Here is a 20378-nt window from a genome sequence, read left to right as displayed (position 1 = left end):
GAATTACGTGTTCACTCTTGAGACTTGGTATTCATTTTTCGTCTTGCGACGTTAAGAATCCGTATCTTCGAGTGCCCACACAGATTGTCTGATAAATTGTTAAAGAGCAGTTGCGACGCAGCTTTCAGCTCACTGTCGCGAGGTGGCGTATATTACGCTTTCCTCTTTCAGAGTCAACCCTGAATTTCAGGATTTTTTCTCTTCGTTGTTACGACCATCTTGTGAAGTGTTTCACGTTGTCGTCTCAACGGAGGCGCATTATAGGGATCCCAATTTTTTGCACAAGTACTTTTTTGATCTTTTTTTCTGTTTGTTGTTTTTTCACCCTTTTTGCTGCATTCGCACACAAAACGGTGCTTTTTTGCATACTAAAAGACTTGCACAAGGCCAATAATGCACCCAAAGTCATTAGGAAATCATTTATTGTTGAGGTGAGTATGTCTGATGTTTTACGCCCATACCGCGATCTTTTTCCACAAATCGGTCAGCGCGTAATGATCGACGATAGCAGCGTCGTGATTGGTGACGTTCGTCTGGCTGATGATGTGGGGATCTGGCCGCTCGTTGTGATTCGTGGAGATGTACATTATGTACAGATCGGAGCACGCACCAATATCCAGGATGGCAGTATGTTGCATGTCACTCATAAATCCTCGTACAACCCAGATGGCAACCCATTAACCATTGGCGAAGATGTCACTGTTGGTCACAAGGTGATGCTCCACGGCTGCACCATTGGCAATCGAGTTTTGGTTGGGATGGGCTCAATTTTACTTGATGGCGCAATAGTAGAAGATGATGTGATGATTGGTGCGGGTAGTCTGGTCCCACAAAATAAACGGCTGGAGAGCGGATATCTGTATCTCGGTAGCCCCGTCAAACAGATCCGCCCGTTAAGTGATGAAGAGAAGGCTGGGTTACGCTATTCCGCAAATAACTACGTGAAATGGAAGGACGAATATCTGGATCAGAGTAACCAGACCCAACCTTGATCATCTTCACTTTGTTCCTGAATTAAGTTTTCCGCTTCTTCTTCCAGGTCCCAGCGATGCTGACGAAAACTCGCTAACCACTGTTCTGGCGTATCTCCAGTAAAGCGATACGCCAGACTCTCGCCAGAGATCGCACATGTCAGTTTCATACCATTCACGAGAGCGGGAAAACATACACATTTTTTATTCTCGTCCCACTCTTCCCTATCCGGAAACTGAATGGCCTGATTCACGCTGACAACTCCTGTTGCAATAGTTTGATGACCGGTTCTACATCAGGCAGAACGCCATGCCAAAGAAGGAAGGCATGAGCCGCCTGTGCCACCAGCATTCCTAAACCATCAGCATTACGCTTTGAGCCTCGCTGCTCACACCATGCCAGAAAAGGAGTTTTTCCTTTCTGATAGAACATGTCATAGCAATAAATGCCTGGATGAATGAGCGATGACGGGATCGCCGGAATATCACCACTGATGCCACTGGATGTTGCATTAATAATGAGATCAAACTCATGACCTTCCAGTTTGTCCATACCCAACGCCTGAATACTGCCAGTGTGCGCAAACAATTTAGTCAACTCTTCCGCGCGAGATACCGTCCGATTAGTGATTGTCACCGCACAGTCCAGGGAAAGGAGTGGCAGTAGTACGCCGCGAGATGCTCCACCAGCGCCAATGAGCAGAATACGTAAACTAGGACGGATAAAAGACAGACGTTCCAGATCGCTTAACAAACCTATACCATCGGTATTGTCACCCAGCAGGCGTCCATCTTCTAACCGCTTGAGGGTATTAACAGCACCAACCAACGCTGCCCGTTCAGTAAGCTCATCCGCTCTGGCAAAAGCCTCTTCTTTAAAAGGTACCGTCACATTCGCACCTTTACCACCAGCACTAAAGAAAGCGTTCAGTGTGTTGATGAAATCATTGATGGGTGCCAACACGCGCCCATAGGGATGTTCAATATTCAGTTGCTGAGCAAATTGCTGATGAATGAATGGCGATTTGCTGTGGGCTATCGGATTACCAAAAACAGCATAGGTTTCCATTATGTTACCCCTGTCGAAACAGTTCACCCGTCAGGGCATCGCGGATTTCTGAAGGATTTAAACGCCCCCCCGTTTCACCAGGCACAACCGGGAACGCCGCGCCAAATTGTGCGCGAACTTCGTCTACTGTTCGACAAGGTGGCAATCCACTCAAGTTGGCACTGGTAGAAACCAGCGGTTTACCATAAGCCTGGCACAAAGCAACCACCAACGGATGGTCGGTGACTCGTACAGCAAGCGAATCAAAGCGGCCCGTCAACCAGCGCGGTGTTGTCGCAGGCGCGGGAAAGACAAAGGTGACAGGACCTGGCCAGCGGGAAAAAATGGTTTCACGCTGCGCATCAGTCAGCATGGTGTCATCAATATAGGGTTTAAGCTGCTCGTAATTTGCGGCGATTAGAATCAGCCCCTTATCAACCGGACGCTGTTTTAACTCCAACAGTCGCATCACTGCTGTTTCGCTATCAGGATCGCACCCGACACCGAAAACGGCTTCCGTTGGATAGGCGATGACACGTTCTTCATTGAGGACATCTATCGCAGCTGCGATAGCGTCTCCTTGCAGGTTATTATTCACGTTATTATTCCGCCGAAACCGGCTTTCCACATTGTTTACTGGCACAAAAGTGTTTTACACCCTGCGCGGTTTTCTTTTCGATGAGTAGCGGATAATGACACTCAGGGCATTCTCCAGCTATGGGTTTGAAGTTAATGGCAAATTGACACTCCGGGTAGCGATCACAGGAGTGAAACGTTTTGCCATAACGGGAGCGGCGCTGGACCAGATGGCCCGTCCGGCATTGGGGGCATGTAATTGCTGTTTCGTCCGGTTTATCGATAAGTTCGGTATGTTCGCATTCAGGGTAGTTACTGCAACCAATAAACATACCAAAGCGTCCCTGCCGTAATACCAGATTTGCGCCACATGCAGGGCAAACCTGCCCCTCCAGAACTTTGACAATATGTCCATCCGCTGAAGATTTCAGAGGACGGACGTAGTCACACGCCGGATACTGTGAGCATCCAAGAAACGGACCGTGTTTCCCGGATCGAATAACCAGTTCAGCCCCGCACTTTGGGCAGGACTCATTATTACGCACCGTGAACAGTGCTGATTTCGCCATAACAACTTATGCTGAATTAAAGAAATGATTAATGCAGCATACCTTCATTCACTTCAAAGAGTAATTCTTCCATTTGCTGGTACGCATTTTCGCAGCCCGGAATATTGAACAACACCATCAGGATTACCCATTTCAGGTCTTCCAGGTCGAACTCTGCGGTATCCAGCGCGAGCACTCGCTCTATCACCATTTCACGGGTTTCAAGGTTAAGCACCTGAATTTGCTCAAGGAAAAGCAAAAAACCACGACAGCTGGCATCCAGTCTTTCACACTCTTCAGGGGTATAAATACGCATGGAGAGTGGATCAGAGGCCAGTTGCATCGGTTCTGCCAGTCCTTCCTGATAATCCGCAAGCTTTTCCAGCCAAAGCAGGGCATTGTAGATATCTTCTCGATCAAATCCTGCGTCGGTAAGATCCTGTTCAAGTTTGTCTTGATCCACACGCAACTCAGCTTCTGTGTGAATATAGGTTTCAAACAAATACATTAGTACGTCGAACATGGCATGCCCTCCTCAATCGGACATAGCCGCCGGGTACAGCTGCGATCCATCCTGCTAACTCCAGTTCGAGTAGTTGAGTTACTACCTCTGGCACAGGTTGGCCGGCACGTTCAGCGACGACGTCAACAGGTGTTACCTCATCTCCTACGTTAGCCAGGAGCTCAGGAAATGGCAATGCCACGTCTTCCTGATCTGGTGAATAAAATGAATTTTCAGGGGCGTCTGGCAACCAGTGCAATCCAAATTGCAAGTTTTCCAGAATTTCTTCCGGTTCCGTCACAAGAATCGCACCTTGTTTTATTAACCAGTGAGGCCCTTCGCTTCCCGGATTCCCTAATGGACCCGGCAAGGCAAAAACTTCACGCCCCTGCTCAAGCGCACAACGTGCTGTCACCAGCGAACCACTGCGCAAAGCCGCTTCCACCACCAGTACACCTTTACTTAGACCACTGATAATGCGATTTCTTCGTGGGAAATTGTAAGCAAGGGGAGGAACATCGAGGGGAAATTCCGAGACAAGAGCCCCACCATGTTCAAGCAAACTGGTAGCCAGTCGGGCATGGCGACGCGGATGAATGGTATTAAGTCCATTCCCTAATACAGCAATGCTGACGCCATTTACCTGTAAGGCCGCTTTATGCGCCACACCATCGATTCCACGCGCCAGTCCACTCGTAATTGTCACTCCACGCGTCGCCAGAGTTTCGCAAAATAATCGTCCCCATCGCTCGCCATACCATGAATGCGCCCGACTCCCCACTACGGCAAGCTGAAATGAATGCAGCGCGTGCAGTTCTCCTTCAACAAACAGTGCGCCGGGGTAATCTGTCGTCGCAAGAAGTTGAGGAGGATAAAATTCGCTGTCCGCAGGAATTAAATGATGGTTGGGTTGCTTCAACCAAGAAAGTGAGCTTTCGATACTCTTTCGCGGAAATGAAAGAAAGCGTTGTGCCTGCCGCAATGTAAGCCCAGTTTGCTGCAATACAACCGCATCAATATGCGACTGTTTTGCCAGCCAGTGAGCTATACGGACCATATCATCGCCGTACAAGCTGCTGATGCTCATTAAACGCAGCCAAATTTCTGTATCGACCATCCTTATCTCCCTGCCATAAGCAGCCTTAGCAATCTTTGCGATTGGTCAGTGATGCTGTCAATCAGAGGGGGATTTGTCTAGAATAGAAGAAATAATCTTTCTAACTCCTGAACACATCTCTGGAGATTTATGTCAGTTTTGCAAGTGTTACATATTCCGGACGAGCGGCTTCGCAAAGTTGCTAAACCGGTAGAAGAAGTGAATGCAGAAATTCAGCGTATCGTCGATGATATGTTCGAAACGATGTACGCAGAAGAAGGTATTGGCCTGGCGGCAACCCAGGTCGATATCCATCAACGTATCATTGTTATTGATGTTTCGGAAAACCGTGACGAACGGCTGGTGTTAATCAATCCGGAGCTTTTAGAAAAAAGCGGCGAAACAGGCATTGAAGAAGGATGCCTGTCGATCCCTGAACAACGTGCTTTAGTGCCACGCGCAGAGAAAGTTAAAATTCGCGCCCTGGACCGCGACGGTAAACCATTTGAACTGGAAGCAGAGGGTCTGTTAGCCATCTGTATTCAGCATGAGATGGATCACCTGGTCGGCAAACTGTTTATGGATTATCTGTCACCGCTGAAACAACAACGTATTCGTCAGAAAGTTGAAAAACTGGATCGTCTGAAAGCCCGGGCTTAAGGATAAGAACTAACGTGTCAGAATCACTACGTATTATTTTTGCGGGTACACCTGACTTTGCAGCGCGTCATCTCGACGCGCTGTTGTCTTCTGGTCATAACGTCGTTGGCGTGTTCACCCAGCCAGACCGACCGGCAGGACGCGGTAAAAAACTGATGCCCAGCCCGGTTAAAGTTCTGGCTGAGGAAAAAGGTCTGCCCGTTTTTCAACCGGTTTCCCTGCGTCCACAAGAAAACCAGCAACTGGTCGCCGATCTACAGGCTGATGTTATGGTTGTCGTCGCCTATGGCTTAATTCTGCCTAAAGCAGTGCTGGAGATGCCGCGTCTTGGCTGTATCAACGTTCATGGTTCACTGCTGCCACGCTGGCGCGGTGCTGCACCAATCCAACGCTCACTATGGGCGGGTGATGCAGAAACTGGTGTGACCATTATGCAAATGGATGTTGGTTTAGACACCGGTGACATGCTCTATAAGCTCTCCTGCCCGATTACTGCAGAAGATACCAGTGGTACGCTGTACGACAAGCTGGCAGAGCTTGGCCCACAAGGGCTTATCACCACGTTGAAACAATTGGCAGACGGCACGGCGAAACCAGAAGTTCAGGACGAAACTCTTGTCACTTACGCCGAAAAGTTGAGTAAAGAAGAAGCGCGTATTGACTGGTCACTTTCGGCAGCACAGCTTGAACGCTGCATTCGCGCTTTCAATCCATGGCCAATGAGCTGGCTGGAAATTGAAGGACAGCCGGTTAAAGTCTGGAAAGCATCGGTCATTGATACGACAACCAACGCTGCACCAGGAACGATCCTTGAAGCCAACAAACAAGGCATTCAGGTTGCGACTGGTGATGGCATCCTGAACCTGCTCTCGTTACAACCTGCGGGTAAGAAAGCGATGAGCGCGCAAGACCTCCTGAACTCTCGTCGGGAATGGTTTGTTCCGGGCAACCGTCTGGTCTGATAGTCCACTCTTCTAAGCCCGGTCTTGCCGGGCATTTTTATACTTATGAAAAAACAACGTAATTTACGTAGCATGGCGGCCCAGGCCGTTGAACAAGTCGTCGAGCAAGGGCAATCATTAAGCAACATTCTGCCACCGCTCCAGCAAAAAGTTTCCGATAAAGACAAAGCACTTCTTCAAGAGTTGTGCTTTGGCGTACTGCGTACGCTTTCACAGTTAGAGTGGCTGATTAATAAGTTAATGGCCCGTCCGATGACCGGCAAACAGCGGACCGTGCATTACCTGATTATGGTTGGTTTGTATCAACTGCTTTATACCCGCATACCACCTCATGCTGCGCTGGCTGAAACGGTTGAAGGCGCTATCGCAATTAAGCGCCCGCAACTTAAAGGGTTGATAAACGGTGTATTACGCCAGTTCCAACGTCAGCAAGAAGAGTTATTAGCCGAGTTTAATGCCAGTGATGCACGTTATCTGCATCCTTCCTGGTTGCTGAAACGTCTGCAAAAAGCGTATCCAGAGCAGTGGCAATCCATCGTAGAAGCCAATGACCAGCGTCCGCCAATGTGGCTGCGCGTTAATCGTACGCATCATTCCCGCGACAGCTGGCTTGCATTGCTGGATGAAGCAGGAATGAAAGGTTTCCCGCATGCGGATTACCCTGATGCTGTACGGCTGGAAACACCTGCACCTGTTCATGTGCTACCAGGTTTTGAAGAAGGATGGGTTACCGTTCAGGATGCATCAGCACAAGGTTGCATGGCCTGGCTTGCGCCACAAAACGGTGAACACATTCTGGATCTTTGCGCTGCCCCCGGCGGTAAAACAACGCATATCCTTGAGGTGGCACCCGAAGCGCAGGTTGTTGCGGTTGATATCGACGAACAGCGCCTCTCTCGGGTTTACGACAATTTAAAACGCCTTGGTATGAAGGCGACCGTGAAACAAGGTGATGGCCGTTACCCTTCTCAATGGTGTGGCGAGCAACAGTTTGATCGCATTTTATTAGATGCGCCTTGTTCAGCAACCGGTGTGATTCGTCGCCATCCGGATATTAAATGGTTACGTCGCGATCGCGATATCCCGGAACTCGCGCAATTGCAGTCTGAAATTCTCGACGCCATTTGGCCGCATTTAAAATCCGGTGGAACCCTGGTCTATGCCACCTGTTCGGTGTTACCGGAAGAGAATAGCCTGCAGATTAAAGCCTTTTTGCAACGTACCGCTGATGCCGAACTTTGCGAAACAGGAACACCAGAGCAACCGGGTAAACAAAATCTACCTAGTGCCGAAGAGGGCGACGGCTTCTTTTACGCTAAGCTAATCAAAAAGTGATGAGATAACGGGTCGCGACTGATGAAAATTATCATTCTGGGTGCCGGCCAGGTTGGCGGCACACTGGCGGAAAACCTGGTTGGCGAGAACAACGATATTACTGTTGTCGATACCAACGGTGAGCGTCTGCGGACCTTGCAGGATAAATTTGACCTGCGAGTCGTGCAGGGGCATGGCTCTCATCCACGCGTATTGCGGGAGGCAGGTGCCGACGACGCCGATATGCTGGTTGCTGTAACCAGTTCAGATGAAACCAATATGGTTGCCTGCCAGGTAGCCTACTCACTTTTCAACACCCCTAATCGCATCGCTCGTATCCGCTCACCAGACTACGTGCGCGATGCCGATAAGCTATTTCATTCAGATGCTGTACCGATTGATCATCTGATCGCACCAGAGCAGTTGGTTATCGATAATATTTACCGATTGATTGAGTATCCCGGCGCATTGCAGGTGGTGAACTTCGCTGAGGGTAAAGTCAGCCTCGCTGTGGTTAAAGCCTATTATGGCGGCCCGCTGATTGGTAATGCACTTTCGACCATGCGCGAACATATGCCACATATCGATACTCGTGTGGCAGCAATTTTCCGCCACGATCGCCCCATTCGTCCGCAAGGTTCGACCATTGTTGAAGCTGGTGATGAAGTGTTCTTTATTGCCGCTTCACAGCATATCCGCGCGGTGATGAGTGAATTACAGCGACTGGAAAAACCGTATAAGCGGATCATGCTGGTTGGTGGCGGTAATATCGGTGCAGGGCTGGCGCGTCGTCTGGAAAAAGATTACAGCGTTAAACTCATCGAACGTAATCAGCAACGCGCTGCCGAACTGGCGGAAAAGTTGCAGAATACGATCGTCTTTTTTGGTGATGCGTCGGATCAAGAACTGCTGGCCGAAGAACATATCGATCAAGTTGATCTGTTTATTGCCGTCACCAACGATGACGAAGCCAATATCATGTCCGCCATGCTTGCCAAACGTATGGGTGCGAAAAAGGTGATGGTATTGATCCAGCGTCGCGCTTATGTGGATCTGGTTCAGGGGAGCGTGATCGATATTGCGATTTCACCGCAACAAGCAACTATTTCTGCGTTGCTTAGCCATGTGCGAAAAGCAGATATTGTTGGTGTTTCCTCATTACGCCGCGGCGTAGCAGAAGCTATTGAAGCCGTTGCTCACGGTGATGAAAGCACCTCACGCGTTGTCGGCAGAGTCATTGATGAAATCAAGCTACCGCCAGGAACGATTATTGGAGCGGTGGTACGTGGAAACGACGTGATGATTGCCAATGACAATCTGCGCATTGAGCAAGGCGATCACGTAATTATGTTCCTCACAGATAAAAAGTTTATTACCGACGTCGAAAGACTCTTCCAGCCAAGTCCTTTCTTCTTGTAATTAATAAGGCGTCTAATGACGCCTTATTATTTCCCTTTGATTATCAAGGATTAATTAAATCCATTCCTGGCAGGAAAATAGCTTAACATTTGTTAGACTTATGATTGTCGGCTTCATAGGGAGAATAACATGAGCATTATTAAAGAATTTCGCGAATTTGCGATGCGCGGGAACGTGGTGGATTTGGCGGTGGGTGTCATTATCGGTGCGGCATTCGGGAAGATTGTATCTTCATTGGTTGCCGATATCATTATGCCACCTCTGGGCTTATTAATTGGCGGGATCGATTTCAAACAGTTTGCTGTCACGCTACGCGATGCGCAGGGGGATATCCCTGCTGTTGTGATGCATTACGGTGTCTTCATTCAAAACGTCTTTGATTTTCTGATTGTAGCCTTTGCCATCTTTATGGCGATTAAGCTAATCAACAAACTGAATCGGAAAAAAGAAGAACCAGCAGCCGCGCCTGCACCAACTAAAGAAGAAGTATTACTGACAGAAATTCGTGATTTGCTGAAAGAGCAGAATAACCGCTCTTAACAAGCGCCTGAAAGCAGAAGGCCAGTGGTAAAAAAGTGATTTACTTTCTTGCCACTGGCCTCCCAGTTCCCCCGATTGCCATGTTTTCCTTTTCGCATGTAACTGCCTTTCCCTTTCTTATTTTTCTCTACGCGCTGTCGGAATAAGGGATCATGTAGTAATGCTTCTATCGCATTATCCTTTATCTGCCCTTTAGTATGCTGATATCGGCTCATAAAAACTCCAATTGGTTATTTAACGGCGCGAGTGTAATCCTGCCAGTGTAAAAAATCAACAGCCACTCTTAACGCCACTCGCCCCTTGTTCAAGAGCTTCAAGAATCGAGCAATAAACACTGCTATGGGCGGTCCCACAACAGGCATCGTTAAGGCGTTGGAGGGAACGCTGCATACTCTGCAACTCGGCTATCCGTGCTTCGACTTCCTGCAATCTTTCCTGCACAATGCCTTTTGACTCCTGACAGGTATGGTGTTCAGGATCGATACGGATCGACAGCAACTCGCGGATCGACTCCAGACTGAAACCAAGTTGTCTGGCATGGCGGATAAATTTCAATCGCTGGAGATCGCTTTCGGTGTACAGGCGAAACCCACCTTCGGTGCGTACTTCATGCTCCATCATCTGCTGCTTTTCGTAATAACGAATCGTGTCGGGTGTTACTTCCGCCATTTTTGCCAGCTCGCCAATGCGATACATACATACTCCACTAGTTATCGTTGATTTTGTTCAACAACTTGTCAGCATAATCGCCGCGTAAAAAATCGGTACTCAATCCAGCTTGTCGCAGCTTCAATTCCAGTAATGACAATCGACGACTAACCTCTTTATATTGCGGATCATCATGACGGATACCTTTGAGGATATCCAGAAGCTGTATTGCTTCCCTCCGCTGCTCAAGTTCTGGCGGTAAGCAACCGGCATTCTTCAGCAAGCGATACCCCGCACGTAATTCTGGTGGCACGTGTGAATCATCATCCAGAATCAATGGCTCGCCACTTCCCGGAAGATTATCAAACTCACCTTTGGATTGTGCCTCAGTAATATGACGCTCTGCCCACTGGTCAAGTAACCACATAAATACTCCAGGGGATGAACAAAAAGAGTACAGCTATTGTAGATAAGTGGGGATACTAAGGGTATAAAAAAACCCGCCGGGGCGGGTTTTTTTACGTTGCTTCAGATTACTCTGCAGCAGCTTCTGCTTTCTCTGAACGATCAACCAGCTCGATGTAAGCCATCGGCGCGTTGTCGCCTGCACGGAAGCCACACTTCAGAATACGAGTGTAACCACCGGCACGGCTCGCGAAACGCGGGCCCAGTTCGTTAAACAGTTTTGCCACGATCTCGTTATCACGAGTACGGGCGAATGCCAGACGACGATTAGCAACGCTATCAGTCTTGGCAAGAGTAATCAGCGGCTCAACTACGCGGCGCAGCTCTTTCGCTTTAGGCAGAGTCGTCTTGATGATTTCATGACGAACCAGTGAACCTGCCATATTGCGGAACATAGCCTGGCGATGGCTGCTGTTGCGGTTCAGTTGACGACCACTCTTACGATGGCGCATGACCTTATCCTTCTCAGTAAAACCTTAACCTGTGATCCGGTTACTCGTCAGCGATGCTTGCCGGTGGCCAGTTTTCCAGGCGCATGCCCAGAGACAGTCCACGGGAAGCCAGCACGTCTTTAATCTCAGTAAGAGATTTTTTACCAAGGTTAGGCGTTTTAAGGAGCTCAACCTCGGTACGCTGTACCAGATCACCGATATAGTGGATAGCTTCTGCTTTAAGGCAGTTAGCAGAGCGGACAGTCAATTCCAGATCGTCAACAGGGCGCAGCAGGATCGGATCGAACTCTGGTTTCTCTTCTTTCACTTCAGGCTGACGTACATCACGTAAGTCAACGAAAGCTTCCAGTTGTTCAGCCAGAATGGTTGCCGCACGACGAATCGCCTCTTCAGGATCGATTGTGCCGTTGGTTTCCATTTCGATGACCAGCTTGTCCAGGTCGGTACGCTGTTCTACACGCGCTGCTTCAACATTGTAGGCAATACGCTCCACAGGGCTGTAGCATGCGTCGACCAGCAGACGGCCGATTGGGCGCTCATCTTCTTCCGAATGAATTCGGGTAGAAGCCGGCACATAACCACGACCGCGCTGAACTTTGATACGCATGCTAATAGACGCGTTCTCATCGGTCAGGTGGCAGATCACGTGCTGCGGCTTGACGATTTCGACATCACCGTCGTGGGTGATATCGGCTGCAGTCACAGGGCCAATGCCAGATTTATTCAAGGTAAGAATAACTTCATCTTTGCCCTGAACTCTCACCGCCAGCCCTTTCAGGTTGAGCAGGATTTCCAGGATATCTTCCTGAACGCCTTCTTTGGTGCTGTACTCATGTAGTACACCATCAATCTCAACCTCGGTCACCGCGCAACCCGGCATCGATGAGAGCAGAATACGGCGCAGTGCGTTACCCAGAGTATGGCCAAAGCCACGCTCTAAAGGCTCAAGGGTCACCTTGGCGTGCGTCGAACTCACTTGCTCGATATCAACCAGGCGCGGTTTTAGAAACTCTGTCACAGAACCCTGCATTGTGTCCTCTCTTTGGTACTAAGCTTTACTTGGAGTAAAGCTCGACGATCAGGTGTTCGTTAATGTCCGCAGACAGATCAGAACGCTCCGGCTTACGCTTAAACGTACCTTCCATCTTGCCAGCATCAACTTCCAGCCAGGTTGGCTTTTCACGCTGCTCAGCCAGCTCCAGAGCGGCTTTCACGCGAGACTGCTTCTTCGCTTTCTCACGAATGCTTACAACGTCATTCGGACTAACCTGATAAGAAGCGATGTTAACAACACGACCGTTTACCATAATTGCTTTATGGCTAACCAGCTGACGTGCTTCTGCACGAGTGGCACCGAAGCCCATACGGTATACAACGTTGTCCAGACGACCTTCCAGCAGAGCCAACAGGTTTTCACCGGTGTTGCCTTTCAGACGTGCTGCTTCTTTGTAGTAGTTACGGAACTGACGCTCCAGCACACCATAGATACGGCGAACTTTTTGCTTTTCACGCAACTGCACACCATAGTCAGACAGACGCGGTTTACGCGCACCGTGCTGGCCAGGAGCTTGTTCAATTTTACACTTGGTATCGATCGCGCGAACGCCAGACTTAAGGAATAAGTCGGTGCCCTCACGACGGCTCAGCTTGAGCTTAGGACCCAAATATCTTGCCATTTTCTTTCTCCAACAAACCTGGAAAACGAAGCGTTATACGCGACGTTTTTTCGGCGGACGACAACCGTTATGAGGGATCGGAGTCACATCAGTAATGTTAGTGATGCGGAAACCTGCGGCGTTCAGAGCACGAATAGTAGATTCGCGGCCTGGACCCGGACCTTTAACCATAACTTCCAGATTCTTGATGCCGTATTCTTTCACGGCGTCAGCGCAACGCTCTGCTGCAACCTGAGCTGCAAACGGAGTGGATTTGCGAGAACCACGGAAACCGGAACCACCGGCTGTTGCCCAACCCAACGCGTTACCCTGACGATCAGTGATAGTCACGATGGTGTTGTTGAAAGAAGCATGGATATGAGCCACGCCGTCAGAGACTTGTTTTCTTACACGTTTACGTGCACGAATTGGTGCCTTTGCCATTATTCAATCACCCCGATTATTTCTTGATCGGTTTGCGCGGACCCTTACGGGTACGTGCGTTGGTCTTGGTACGCTGACCGCGAACCGGGAGACCACGACGATGACGCAAACCGCGATAGCAACCAAGATCCATCAGGCGCTTGATGCTCATGCTGATTTCACGGCGCAGATCACCTTCAACGACAAATTTGGCAACTTCGTCACGCAGCGTGTCGATTTGTCCTTCAGACAGCTCACTGATCTTAACATCTTCAGCGATACCCGCTGCAGCCAGGATGGCTTTAGAACGGGTCTTGCCGACGCCATAAATCGAAGTTAATGCGATTACGGCATGCTTATGATCAGGAATGTTAATGCCTGCTATACGGGCCACTATGCACTCCTACTATTTAATATGTACGTTCCATGCTGAAAAGCCCGTTTTCAGGATACTCAAATGGAAACGCACAGACATACAAAAGATTGGCTGGCTAATCTAGCCAGCTCAACCCAACTTTGCAAGAAAAATATGCGAAAAAATCAGCCTTGGCGCTGTTTATGCTTCGGCTCGGCACTGCAAATCACACGGATGACACCATCACGCTTAACGATTTTGCAGTTACGGCATAATTTCTTGACGGAAGCACGAACTTTCATTTTTACTCTCCGTAACTTCTCGGGCGACCAATTATCGGCCGTAGCCTTTCAGGTTCGCCTTCTTCAATGCAGACTCATACTGACTGGACATCATCAGAGTTTGCACTTGAGCCATAAAGTCCATAATCACGACAACAACGATAAGCAGTGAGGTCCCACCGAAGTAGAACGGTACTTTCATTGCATCACGCATGAACTCCGGGATCAGGCAGATAAAGGTAATGTACAGCGCACCAACCAAGGTCAGGCGGGTCATTACTTTATCGATATACTTCGCCGTTTGCTCTCCCGGACGAATTCCTGGTACAAATGCACCGGACTTCTTCAGGTTATCTGCTGTTTCACGCGGGTTGAAAACCAACGCCGTGTAGAAGAAACAGAAGAAGATGATTGCAGACGCATAGAGTAACACATAAAGCGGTTGCCCAGGCTGCAAATACAGCGAAATTGTTGTCAGCCAGTTCCAACCAGTACCGCCCCCGAACCATGACGCGATGGTCGCCGGGAACAGAATAATACTGGAAGCGAAGATTGCCGGGATTACCCCCGCCATATTCACTTTCAGCGGTAAATGTGTGCTCTGTGCAGCATAGACACGACGACCTTGCTGACGTTTCGCGTAGTTTACCACAATGCGGCGTTGACCACGCTCAACAAATACAACAAAGAACGTCACTGCAAATACTAATACTGCAACCAACAGCAACACGAGGAAGTGCAGGTCGCCTTGACGCGCTTGCTCGATAGTATGGGCAATGGCTGGCGGGAGTCCCGCGACAATACCGGCGAAGATAATGATTGAAATACCGTTGCCGATACCTCGTTCAGTAATCTGTTCGCCCAACCACATCAGGAACATGGTTCCTGTGACCAGACTTACAACAGCGGTGAAGTAGAATGCAAAGCCCGGGTTAATGACCAGGCCTTGCATACCAGGCATATTCGGCAGACCGGTAGCAATACCGATCGACTGGAATATTGCCAGCACCAGAGTACCGTAGCGGGTGTACTGGCTGATCTTACGACGACCAGACTCCCCTTCTTTCTTAATTTCTGCCAACGTTGGGTGAACCACCGTCAGCAGCTGGATAATGATCGATGCCGAAATATACGGCATGATCCCCAGAGCAAAGATAGAAGCACGGCTGAGAGCACCACCAGAGAACATGTTAAACATTTCAATGATGGTGCCTCGCTGTTGCTCAAGCAGTTTGGCAAGTACAGCGGCATCAATACCAGGGATCGGAATAAAAGAGCCAATACGGAACACAATCAGCGCACCGATAACAAACAGCAGTCTGCGTTTCAGCTCGCCTAAGCCACCTTTGGCACTTTGAAAATCTAATCCCGGTTGTTTAGCCATCTGCTACTTATTCCTCGATTTTACCGCCAGCAGCTTCGATAGCAGCACGAGCGCCTTTAGTAACACGCAGGCCACGAACAGTTACCGGAGTAGTTACTTCGCCAGCCAGGATCACTTTCGCGAACTCGATCTGGATACCGATAATGTTAGCCGCTTTCAGCGTGTTCAGGTCTACAACACCGCCTTCTACTTTAGCCAGGTCAGACAGACGAACTTCGGCTGTAATCGCTGCTTTACGAGAAGTGAAGCCGAATTTCGGCAGACGACGGTACAGAGGCATCTGACCACCCTCGAAACCGCGACGTACGCCACCGCCAGAACGAGACTTCTGACCTTTGTGACCACGACCACCGGTTTTACCGAGGCCAGAACCGATACCACGACCCAGGCGTTTACCCGCCTTTTTGGAGCCTTCGGCCGGAGACAGAGTATTTAAACGCATCTCTTACTCCTCAACTTTAACCATGAAGGAAACCGCGTTGATCATACCGCGAATAGCAGGAGTATCCTCGCGCTCTACGGTGTGACCAATACGACGCAGACCCAGGCCAAGCAGCGTTGCCTTGTGTTTCGGCAGACGACCGATTGCACTGCGGGTTTGAGTAATTTTAATAGTCTTTGCCATGGTTTATTTCCCCAGAATTTCTTCAACGGATTTACCACGCTTGGCAGCGACCATTTCTGGAGAATTCATATTTTCCAGGCCATCAATAGTTGCACGAACCACGTTGATCGGGTTGGTGGAACCATATGCTTTAGCCAGAACGTTATGAACCCCAGCGACTTCCAGAACGGCGCGCATTGCACCACCGGCGATGATACCGGTACCTTCGGAAGCCGGCTGCATGAATACGCGAGAACCCGTATGAACACCTTTAACAGGGTGTTGCAGAGTGCCGTTATTCAGCGCGACGTTAATCATATTGCGACGGGCTTTTTCCATCGCTTTCTGGATCGCTGCTGGAACTTCACGCGCTTTACCGTAACCAAAACCAACGCGACCGTTACCATCGCCAACTACAGTCAGAGCTGTGAAGGAGAAAATACGACCACCTTTAACGGTTTTAGATACGCGGTTTACCGCGATCAGCTTTTCCTGCAGTTCGCCAGCTTGTTTTTCGATGTGAGCCATCTTACACCTCTACCTTAGAACTGAAGGCCAGCTTCACGGGCAGCATCTGCCAGTGCCTGGACACGACCATGATATTGGAACCCGGAACGGTCAAAGGATACATCTTTGATGCCTTTTTCCAGAGCGCGTTCAGCGACAGCTTTACCCACAGCTGCAGCCGCGTCTTTGTTACCGGTGTACTTCAGTTGTTCAGCGATAGCTTTTTCTACAGTAGAAGCAGCTACCAGAACTTCAGAACCGTTCGGTGCAATTACCTGTGCGTAAATGTGACGCGGGGTACGATGTACCACCAGGCGAGTTGCGCCCAGCTCCTGGAGCTTGCGGCGTGCGCGGGTCGCACGACGGATACGAGCAGATTTCTTATCCATAGTGTTACCTTACTTCTTCTTAGCCTCTTTGGTACGCACGACTTCGTCGGCGTAACGAACACCCTTGCCTTTGTAAGGCTCAGGACGACGGTAGGCGCGCAGATCCGCTGCAACCTGGCCGATCACCTGCTTATCAGCGCCTTTCAGCACGATTTCAGTCTGAGTCGGACATTCAGCAGTGATACCCGCAGGCAGCTGATGGTCAACAGGATGAGAGAAACCCAGAGACAGGTTAATCACATTGCCTTTAACCGCTGCACGGTAACCTACACCAACCAGCTGCAGCTTCTTAGTGAAGCCTTCGGTAACACCGATAACCATTGAGTTCAGCAGGGCACGCGCGGTACCAGCCTGTGCCCAACCGTCTGCGTAACCATCACGCGGACCGAAGGTCAGGGTATTATCTGCATGTTTAACTTCAACAGCATCGTTGAGAGTACGAGTCAGCTCGCCGTTTTTACCTTTGATCGTAATAACCTGACCGTTGATTTTTACGTCAACGCCGGCAGGAACAACGACCGGTGCTTTAGCAACACGAGACATTTTTTCCTCCGATTAGGCTACGTAGCAGATAATTTCGCCACCAAGACCAGCCTGGCGCGCTGCACGATCAGTCATAACACCTTTAGAGGTAGAAACAACTGCGATACCCAGACCCGCCATAACTTTCGGCAGCTCATCTTTACGTTTGTAGATGCGCAGACCTGGGCGGCTGACACGCTGAATGCTTTCTACAACAGCTTTGCCCTGGAAATACTTCAGAGTAAGTTCCAGTTCAGGCTTGGTGTCGCCTTCAACTTTAAAATCTTCAATAAAACCTTCTTCCTTCAGCACGTTGGCGATTGCCACTTTCAGCTTGGAGGAAGGCATGGTGACCGCAGCTTTGTTCGCGGCCTGACCGTTACGGATACGGGTCAGCATATCCGCGATCGGATCTTGCATGCTCATCTGTCTTTACTCCCGTGATTCAATTGGTGACAATTACCAGCTAGCCTTTTTCAGACCCGGGATTTCACCGCGCATAGCGGCTTCACGGACCTTAATACGGCTCAACCCGAACTTCCGCAGGAAACCATGCGGACGACCTGTTTGACGGCAGCGGTTACGCTGACGAGACGGGCTGGAATCACGCGGCAGAGTCTGCAGCTTGAGAACAGCGTTCCAACGATCTTCGTCGGAAGCGTTCACATCAGAGATGATCGCTTTCAGTTCAGCGCGTTTCGCGAAGTATTTATCAGCTAAAGCTACGCGTTTTACTTCGCGTGCTTTCATTGATTGCTTAGCCATTTAGTAACCCTACCTTACTTGCGGAACGGGAAGTCAAAGGCAGCCAGCAGAGCGCGGCCTTCTTCGTCAGATTTCGCAGTAGTGGTAATGGTAATATCCAAACCACGAACGCGGTCGACTTTATCGTAGTCGATTTCTGGGAAGATGATCTGCTCACGGACACCCATGCTGTAGTTACCACGACCGTCGAAAGACTTAGCGGACAGGCCACGGAAGTCACGGATACGAGGTACAGCAATAGTGATCAGGCGCTCAAAGAACTCCCACATGCGTTCGCCACGCAGAGTTACTTTACAGCCGATCGGATAGCCCTGACGGATTTTGAAGCCTGCAACAGATTTGCGTGCTTTGGTGATCAGCGGTTTTTGACCGGAGATTGCTGCCAGGTCTGCTGCTGCGTTATCCAGCAGTTTTTTGTCAGCGATCGCTTCACCAACACCCATGTTCAGGGTGATCTTCTCGACCCGAGGGACTTGCATGACAGAATTGTAGTTAAACTCAGTCATGAGTTTTTTAACTACTTCGTCTTTGTAGTAATCATGCAGTTTCGCCATCGTACTACTCCAAATTACTTGATAGTTTCGCTGTTAGACTTGAAGAAACGGACTTTTTTACCGTCTTCGAATCTAAAGCCTACACGGTCAGCCTTGCCGGTTGCCGCATTGAAGATTGCTACGTTGGAAACCTGAATAGCGGCTTCTTTTTCAACGATGCCACCCGGTTGGTTCAGGGCCGGAACCGGCTTCTGATGTTTCTTAACCAGGTTGATACCTTCAACAATGACCTTGCCGGAAGACAGGACATTCTTAACTTTACCGCGTTTACCTTTATCTTTACCGGTTAACACGATAACTTCGTCATCACGACGGATTTTCGCTGCCATGATTCGCTCCTTAGAGTACTTCTGGTGCCAGAGAGATAATTTTCATGAACTTCTCACTACGAAGCTCACGAGTTACCGGCCCAAAAATACGCGTACCGATAGGCTGCTCGCTGTTGTTGTTCAGAAGAACACAAGCATTACCATCGAAGCGAATGACAGAACCGTCCGGGCGACGAACACCCTTCTTGGTGCGCACCACTACCGCCTTCAGCACATCACCTTTTTTGACCTTACCACGCGGAATTGCTTCTTTGATGGTGATCTTGATGATGTCGCCTACGCCTGCGTAGCGACGGTGCGAGCCACCCAGAACCTTGATACACATTACGCGACGTGCACCGGAGTTGTCGGCGACGTTCAGCATAGTCTGTTCTTGGATCATTTTAGTGCTCCGCTAATGTCAACTACTACTGAGACCCGAAAATCAGGTCGTTAAAAATCCCCATATCGAGGGCGCGGCATTATAACACCGCTTCAAGGATATGGGTAGAAAAAATAAACGGCTCATTTCTGAGCCGTTTATTCGTATCGAGAGAGTGTACTGTATTACAGAACCGCTTTCTCTACAACGCGAACCAGCGTCCAGGATTTAGTCTTGGACAGCGGACGGCATTCGCGGATTTCAACCACGTCACCGATACCGCATTCGTTGTTCTCGTCATGTACGTGCAGTTTGGTCGTACGCTTGATGAATTTACCGTAGATCGGGTGTTTCACAAAACGTTCGATAGCAACAACAATGGATTTCTCCATTTTGTCGCTAACAACGCGACCTTGCAGAGTACGGATTTTATCGGTCATTACGCACCCGCCTTCTCGTTCAGTAAAGTCTTAACGCGTGCGACATCGCGACGCACTTGCTTCAACAGGTGAGACTGTTGCAGCTGGCCACTTGCAGCCTGCATACGCAGGTTGAACTGCTCACGCAGCAGGTTCAGCAGCTCGGTGTTCAGCTCTTCAACGCTCTTCTCACGCAGCTCTTTTGCTTTCATTACATCACCGTCTTAGTTACAAAGGTGGTTTTAATCGGCAGTTTCGCTGCTGCCAGCTTGAATGCTTCACGGGCCAGCTCTTCCGGAACACCGTCCATTTCATACAGGACTTTACCCGGCTGAATCAAGGCAACCCAATACTCCACGTTACCTTTACCTTTACCCATACGCACTGCCAGCGGCTTTTCAGTGATCGGTTTGTCCGGGAACACACGGATCCAGATCTTACCTTGACGCTTAACTGCACGGGTCATAGCACGACGTGCTGCTTCGATCTGACGTGCAGTCAGACGACCACGGCCAACAGCTTTCAGACCGAAGCTGCCGAAGCTAACATCCGTACCCTGCGCCAGACCGCGGTTACGGCCTTTGTGCATTTTACGGAATTTTGTACGCTTTGGTTGTAACATCAGCGAC

35 protein-coding genes are annotated in these 20378 nt (G+C 49.5%); 6 read left to right on the top strand and 29 right to left on the bottom strand.

Annotated elements, in window-relative coordinates; genetic code table 11:
* Positions 1-437: 437 nt before the first annotated feature.
* Positions 438-992 carry a gamma carbonic anhydrase family protein gene (locus ACJHYR_RS10300; protein WP_001286217.1) on the top strand — a complete coding sequence of 185 codons (555 nt, stop codon included), beginning with the start codon at positions 438-440 and terminating at the stop codon, positions 990-992.
* Here ACJHYR_RS10300 and ACJHYR_RS10295 read toward each other — a convergent pair.
* Genes ACJHYR_RS10295 through dprA form a run of 6 tightly spaced genes read right to left on the bottom strand, consistent with a single transcriptional unit; the run spans position 968 to position 4762 of the window.
* Positions 968-1225, bottom strand: a complete 258-nt coding sequence (locus ACJHYR_RS10295) for a DUF1488 domain-containing protein (RefSeq protein ID WP_059328123.1) — start codon at positions 1223-1225, stop codon at positions 968-970. The genes ACJHYR_RS10300 and ACJHYR_RS10295 overlap by 25 nt on opposite strands.
* Complete coding sequence (gene aroE, locus ACJHYR_RS10290) at positions 1222-2040, bottom strand: shikimate dehydrogenase (protein WP_059328122.1); 819 nt, start codon at positions 2038-2040, stop codon at positions 1222-1224. The genes ACJHYR_RS10295 and aroE overlap by 4 nt, the downstream gene beginning before the upstream one ends.
* Positions 2041-2044: 4 nt before the next feature.
* Complete coding sequence (gene tsaC, locus ACJHYR_RS10285) at positions 2045-2617, bottom strand: L-threonylcarbamoyladenylate synthase type 1 TsaC (RefSeq protein WP_001297709.1); 573 nt, start codon at positions 2615-2617, stop codon at positions 2045-2047.
* Positions 2618-2621: 4 nt separating this feature from the next.
* Entirely contained in the window at positions 2622-3164 is a 543-nt protein-coding gene (locus tag ACJHYR_RS10280; RefSeq protein ID WP_001129723.1) for a type I DNA topoisomerase, read from the bottom strand.
* Positions 3165-3192: 28 nt separating this feature from the next.
* Entirely contained in the window at positions 3193-3666 is a 474-nt protein-coding gene (gene smg, locus ACJHYR_RS10275) for a DUF494 family protein Smg (protein WP_000460672.1), read from the bottom strand.
* Positions 3638-4762, bottom strand: coding sequence for a DNA-protecting protein DprA (dprA, locus tag ACJHYR_RS10270; RefSeq protein WP_059328121.1), 1125 nt, complete (start codon positions 4760-4762; stop codon positions 3638-3640). The genes smg and dprA overlap by 29 nt, the downstream gene beginning before the upstream one ends.
* Positions 4763-4891: 129 nt before the next feature.
* Here dprA and def point away from each other — a divergent pair, with 129 nt between their 5' ends.
* The 5 genes from def to mscL all read left to right on the top strand — a co-directional run bounded on the left by def (position 4892) and on the right by mscL (position 9636).
* A complete protein-coding gene (gene def, locus ACJHYR_RS10265; protein ID WP_000114986.1) occupies positions 4892-5401 on the top strand; it encodes a peptide deformylase in 510 nt (169 codons plus the stop codon).
* A 14-nt stretch (positions 5402-5415) separates the two neighbouring features.
* The gene (gene fmt / locus ACJHYR_RS10260; RefSeq protein WP_000004456.1) at positions 5416-6363 is read left to right on the top strand and encodes a methionyl-tRNA formyltransferase; all 948 of its coding nucleotides are present in this window, start codon (positions 5416-5418) and stop codon (positions 6361-6363) included.
* 45 nt (positions 6364-6408) lie between these two features.
* The gene (gene rsmB, locus ACJHYR_RS10255) at positions 6409-7698 is read left to right on the top strand and encodes a 16S rRNA (cytosine(967)-C(5))-methyltransferase RsmB (RefSeq protein WP_059328120.1); all 1290 of its coding nucleotides are present in this window, start codon (positions 6409-6411) and stop codon (positions 7696-7698) included.
* A 21-nt stretch (positions 7699-7719) separates the two neighbouring features.
* The gene (gene trkA, locus ACJHYR_RS10250; protein ID WP_000691382.1) at positions 7720-9096 is read left to right on the top strand and encodes a Trk system potassium transporter TrkA; all 1377 of its coding nucleotides are present in this window, start codon (positions 7720-7722) and stop codon (positions 9094-9096) included.
* Positions 9097-9225: 129 nt separating this feature from the next.
* On the top strand, positions 9226-9636 hold the full coding sequence (gene mscL, locus ACJHYR_RS10245) for a large-conductance mechanosensitive channel protein MscL (protein WP_000022442.1): 411 nt from the start codon (positions 9226-9228) through the stop codon (positions 9634-9636).
* On the opposite strand, the gene arfA is transcribed toward mscL, so the two are convergent.
* The 23 genes from arfA to rplP form a co-directional block, all read right to left on the bottom strand.
* Positions 9633-9851: an alternative ribosome-rescue factor ArfA gene (gene arfA / locus ACJHYR_RS10240; RefSeq protein ID WP_000092696.1), complete on the bottom strand. Its 219-nt coding sequence runs from the start codon at positions 9849-9851 to the stop codon at positions 9633-9635. The two genes, mscL and arfA, sit on opposite strands and share 4 nt — an antisense overlap.
* 55 nt (positions 9852-9906) lie before the next feature.
* Positions 9907-10332, bottom strand: coding sequence for a Zn(2+)-responsive transcriptional regulator (gene zntR, locus ACJHYR_RS10235; RefSeq protein WP_000285607.1), 426 nt, complete (start codon positions 10330-10332; stop codon positions 9907-9909).
* Between the two features lie 10 nt (positions 10333-10342).
* Positions 10343-10711: a DUF1992 domain-containing protein gene (locus ACJHYR_RS10230; RefSeq protein WP_000266531.1), complete on the bottom strand. Its 369-nt coding sequence runs from the start codon at positions 10709-10711 to the stop codon at positions 10343-10345.
* A gap of 106 nt (positions 10712-10817) precedes the next feature.
* Complete coding sequence (gene rplQ / locus ACJHYR_RS10225) at positions 10818-11201, bottom strand: 50S ribosomal protein L17 (protein ID WP_001216368.1); 384 nt, start codon at positions 11199-11201, stop codon at positions 10818-10820.
* Positions 11202-11241: 40 nt separating this feature from the next.
* A complete protein-coding gene (locus tag ACJHYR_RS10220; RefSeq protein ID WP_001162094.1) occupies positions 11242-12231 on the bottom strand; it encodes a DNA-directed RNA polymerase subunit alpha in 990 nt (329 codons plus the stop codon).
* A 25-nt stretch (positions 12232-12256) separates the two neighbouring features.
* Positions 12257-12877 carry a 30S ribosomal protein S4 gene (gene rpsD, locus ACJHYR_RS10215; protein ID WP_000135224.1) on the bottom strand — a complete coding sequence of 207 codons (621 nt, stop codon included), beginning with the start codon at positions 12875-12877 and terminating at the stop codon, positions 12257-12259.
* A gap of 33 nt (positions 12878-12910) precedes the next feature.
* Positions 12911-13300: a 30S ribosomal protein S11 gene (gene rpsK / locus ACJHYR_RS10210; protein ID WP_001029684.1), complete on the bottom strand. Its 390-nt coding sequence runs from the start codon at positions 13298-13300 to the stop codon at positions 12911-12913.
* 16 nt (positions 13301-13316) lie between these two features.
* The gene (gene rpsM / locus ACJHYR_RS10205) at positions 13317-13673 is read right to left on the bottom strand and encodes a 30S ribosomal protein S13 (RefSeq protein WP_000090775.1); all 357 of its coding nucleotides are present in this window, start codon (positions 13671-13673) and stop codon (positions 13317-13319) included.
* 146 nt (positions 13674-13819) lie between these two features.
* A complete protein-coding gene (gene rpmJ, locus ACJHYR_RS10200; protein ID WP_000868187.1) occupies positions 13820-13936 on the bottom strand; it encodes a 50S ribosomal protein L36 in 117 nt (38 codons plus the stop codon).
* A 31-nt stretch (positions 13937-13967) separates the two neighbouring features.
* Entirely contained in the window at positions 13968-15299 is a 1332-nt protein-coding gene (gene secY, locus ACJHYR_RS10195) for a preprotein translocase subunit SecY (RefSeq protein ID WP_001118861.1), read from the bottom strand.
* 7 nt (positions 15300-15306) lie between these two features.
* Positions 15307-15741, bottom strand: a complete 435-nt coding sequence (gene rplO, locus ACJHYR_RS10190; protein ID WP_001238917.1) for a 50S ribosomal protein L15 — start codon at positions 15739-15741, stop codon at positions 15307-15309.
* A 3-nt stretch (positions 15742-15744) separates the two neighbouring features.
* Complete coding sequence (gene rpmD / locus ACJHYR_RS10185; protein ID WP_001140433.1) at positions 15745-15924, bottom strand: 50S ribosomal protein L30; 180 nt, start codon at positions 15922-15924, stop codon at positions 15745-15747.
* A gap of 3 nt (positions 15925-15927) precedes the next feature.
* Positions 15928-16431, bottom strand: coding sequence for a 30S ribosomal protein S5 (rpsE, locus tag ACJHYR_RS10180; RefSeq protein ID WP_000940121.1), 504 nt, complete (start codon positions 16429-16431; stop codon positions 15928-15930).
* 14 nt (positions 16432-16445) lie between these two features.
* The gene (gene rplR, locus ACJHYR_RS10175) at positions 16446-16799 is read right to left on the bottom strand and encodes a 50S ribosomal protein L18 (RefSeq protein ID WP_000358960.1); all 354 of its coding nucleotides are present in this window, start codon (positions 16797-16799) and stop codon (positions 16446-16448) included.
* A gap of 9 nt (positions 16800-16808) precedes the next feature.
* Entirely contained in the window at positions 16809-17342 is a 534-nt protein-coding gene (gene rplF, locus ACJHYR_RS10170) for a 50S ribosomal protein L6 (RefSeq protein WP_000091945.1), read from the bottom strand.
* 12 nt (positions 17343-17354) lie between these two features.
* A complete protein-coding gene (gene rpsH, locus ACJHYR_RS10165) occupies positions 17355-17747 on the bottom strand; it encodes a 30S ribosomal protein S8 (RefSeq protein ID WP_000062611.1) in 393 nt (130 codons plus the stop codon).
* Between the two features lie 33 nt (positions 17748-17780).
* A complete protein-coding gene (rpsN, locus tag ACJHYR_RS10160; RefSeq protein ID WP_001118930.1) occupies positions 17781-18086 on the bottom strand; it encodes a 30S ribosomal protein S14 in 306 nt (101 codons plus the stop codon).
* Between the two features lie 14 nt (positions 18087-18100).
* On the bottom strand, positions 18101-18640 hold the full coding sequence (rplE, locus tag ACJHYR_RS10155; protein WP_001096200.1) for a 50S ribosomal protein L5: 540 nt from the start codon (positions 18638-18640) through the stop codon (positions 18101-18103).
* A 14-nt stretch (positions 18641-18654) separates the two neighbouring features.
* Positions 18655-18969 (bottom strand): 50S ribosomal protein L24, encoded by a 315-nt coding sequence (gene rplX / locus ACJHYR_RS10150; RefSeq protein ID WP_000729185.1) that lies wholly within the window; start codon positions 18967-18969, stop codon positions 18655-18657.
* Between the two features lie 10 nt (positions 18970-18979).
* Positions 18980-19351 carry a 50S ribosomal protein L14 gene (rplN, locus tag ACJHYR_RS10145; RefSeq protein WP_000613955.1) on the bottom strand — a complete coding sequence of 124 codons (372 nt, stop codon included), beginning with the start codon at positions 19349-19351 and terminating at the stop codon, positions 18980-18982.
* 164 nt (positions 19352-19515) lie between these two features.
* Positions 19516-19770 carry a 30S ribosomal protein S17 gene (rpsQ, locus tag ACJHYR_RS10140; protein ID WP_000130100.1) on the bottom strand — a complete coding sequence of 85 codons (255 nt, stop codon included), beginning with the start codon at positions 19768-19770 and terminating at the stop codon, positions 19516-19518.
* The gene (gene rpmC / locus ACJHYR_RS10135; protein ID WP_000644741.1) at positions 19770-19961 is read right to left on the bottom strand and encodes a 50S ribosomal protein L29; all 192 of its coding nucleotides are present in this window, start codon (positions 19959-19961) and stop codon (positions 19770-19772) included. The genes rpsQ and rpmC overlap by 1 nt, the downstream gene beginning before the upstream one ends.
* Positions 19961-20371, bottom strand: a complete 411-nt coding sequence (rplP, locus tag ACJHYR_RS10130) for a 50S ribosomal protein L16 (RefSeq protein WP_000941212.1) — start codon at positions 20369-20371, stop codon at positions 19961-19963. The genes rpmC and rplP overlap by 1 nt, the downstream gene beginning before the upstream one ends.
* Positions 20372-20378: the final 7 nt, after the last annotated feature.

The organism is Escherichia sp. WS1450, assembly GCF_046487395.1.
In the GTDB taxonomy this organism is placed as follows: domain Bacteria; phylum Pseudomonadota; class Gammaproteobacteria; order Enterobacterales; family Enterobacteriaceae; genus Escherichia; species Escherichia coli.
This window is presented reverse-complemented; position numbering and strand designations above follow the sequence as displayed.

What these genes read in the sequence shown, in the direction of transcription:
- rpsD (WP_000135224.1), bottom strand. Translation starts at nt 12,877, where the DNA reads ATGGCAAGATATTTGGGTCCTAAGCTCAAGCTGAGCCGTCGTGAGGGC.
- rpsQ (WP_000130100.1), bottom strand. Translation starts at nt 19,770, where the DNA reads ATGACCGATAAAATCCGTACTCTGCAAGGTCGCGTTGTTAGCGACAAA.
- smg (WP_000460672.1), bottom strand. Translation starts at nt 3,666, where the DNA reads ATGTTCGACGTACTAATGTATTTGTTTGAAACCTATATTCACACAGAA.
- rpmJ (WP_000868187.1), bottom strand. Translation starts at nt 13,936, where the DNA reads ATGAAAGTTCGTGCTTCCGTCAAGAAATTATGCCGTAACTGCAAAATC.
- trkA (WP_000691382.1), top strand. Translation starts at nt 7,720, where the DNA reads ATGAAAATTATCATTCTGGGTGCCGGCCAGGTTGGCGGCACACTGGCG.
- rpmD (WP_001140433.1), bottom strand. Translation starts at nt 15,924, where the DNA reads ATGGCAAAGACTATTAAAATTACTCAAACCCGCAGTGCAATCGGTCGT.
- rplE (WP_001096200.1), bottom strand. Translation starts at nt 18,640, where the DNA reads ATGGCGAAACTGCATGATTACTACAAAGACGAAGTAGTTAAAAAACTC.
- zntR (WP_000285607.1), bottom strand. Translation starts at nt 10,332, where the DNA reads ATGTATCGCATTGGCGAGCTGGCAAAAATGGCGGAAGTAACACCCGAC.
- arfA (WP_000092696.1), bottom strand. Translation starts at nt 9,851, where the DNA reads ATGAGCCGATATCAGCATACTAAAGGGCAGATAAAGGATAATGCGATA.
- ACJHYR_RS10280 (WP_001129723.1), bottom strand. Translation starts at nt 3,164, where the DNA reads ATGGCGAAATCAGCACTGTTCACGGTGCGTAATAATGAGTCCTGCCCA.
- rplQ (WP_001216368.1), bottom strand. Translation starts at nt 11,201, where the DNA reads ATGCGCCATCGTAAGAGTGGTCGTCAACTGAACCGCAACAGCAGCCAT.
- rplX (WP_000729185.1), bottom strand. Translation starts at nt 18,969, where the DNA reads ATGGCAGCGAAAATCCGTCGTGATGACGAAGTTATCGTGTTAACCGGT.
- rpmC (WP_000644741.1), bottom strand. Translation starts at nt 19,961, where the DNA reads ATGAAAGCAAAAGAGCTGCGTGAGAAGAGCGTTGAAGAGCTGAACACC.
- rpsN (WP_001118930.1), bottom strand. Translation starts at nt 18,086, where the DNA reads ATGGCTAAGCAATCAATGAAAGCACGCGAAGTAAAACGCGTAGCTTTA.
- ACJHYR_RS10230 (WP_000266531.1), bottom strand. Translation starts at nt 10,711, where the DNA reads ATGTGGTTACTTGACCAGTGGGCAGAGCGTCATATTACTGAGGCACAA.
- ACJHYR_RS10300 (WP_001286217.1), top strand. Translation starts at nt 438, where the DNA reads ATGTCTGATGTTTTACGCCCATACCGCGATCTTTTTCCACAAATCGGT.
- rplN (WP_000613955.1), bottom strand. Translation starts at nt 19,351, where the DNA reads ATGATCCAAGAACAGACTATGCTGAACGTCGCCGACAACTCCGGTGCA.
- rpsE (WP_000940121.1), bottom strand. Translation starts at nt 16,431, where the DNA reads ATGGCTCACATCGAAAAACAAGCTGGCGAACTGCAGGAAAAGCTGATC.
- rpsH (WP_000062611.1), bottom strand. Translation starts at nt 17,747, where the DNA reads ATGAGCATGCAAGATCCGATCGCGGATATGCTGACCCGTATCCGTAAC.
- rplF (WP_000091945.1), bottom strand. Translation starts at nt 17,342, where the DNA reads ATGTCTCGTGTTGCTAAAGCACCGGTCGTTGTTCCTGCCGGCGTTGAC.
- def (WP_000114986.1), top strand. Translation starts at nt 4,892, where the DNA reads ATGTCAGTTTTGCAAGTGTTACATATTCCGGACGAGCGGCTTCGCAAA.
- rpsK (WP_001029684.1), bottom strand. Translation starts at nt 13,300, where the DNA reads ATGGCAAAGGCACCAATTCGTGCACGTAAACGTGTAAGAAAACAAGTC.
- rsmB (WP_059328120.1), top strand. Translation starts at nt 6,409, where the DNA reads ATGAAAAAACAACGTAATTTACGTAGCATGGCGGCCCAGGCCGTTGAA.
- aroE (WP_059328122.1), bottom strand. Translation starts at nt 2,040, where the DNA reads ATGGAAACCTATGCTGTTTTTGGTAATCCGATAGCCCACAGCAAATCG.
- rplO (WP_001238917.1), bottom strand. Translation starts at nt 15,741, where the DNA reads ATGCGTTTAAATACTCTGTCTCCGGCCGAAGGCTCCAAAAAGGCGGGT.
- mscL (WP_000022442.1), top strand. Translation starts at nt 9,226, where the DNA reads ATGAGCATTATTAAAGAATTTCGCGAATTTGCGATGCGCGGGAACGTG.
- rplP (WP_000941212.1), bottom strand. Translation starts at nt 20,371, where the DNA reads ATGTTACAACCAAAGCGTACAAAATTCCGTAAAATGCACAAAGGCCGT.
- ACJHYR_RS10220 (WP_001162094.1), bottom strand. Translation starts at nt 12,231, where the DNA reads ATGCAGGGTTCTGTGACAGAGTTTCTAAAACCGCGCCTGGTTGATATC.
- secY (WP_001118861.1), bottom strand. Translation starts at nt 15,299, where the DNA reads ATGGCTAAACAACCGGGATTAGATTTTCAAAGTGCCAAAGGTGGCTTA.
- dprA (WP_059328121.1), bottom strand. Translation starts at nt 4,762, where the DNA reads ATGGTCGATACAGAAATTTGGCTGCGTTTAATGAGCATCAGCAGCTTG.
- rplR (WP_000358960.1), bottom strand. Translation starts at nt 16,799, where the DNA reads ATGGATAAGAAATCTGCTCGTATCCGTCGTGCGACCCGCGCACGCCGC.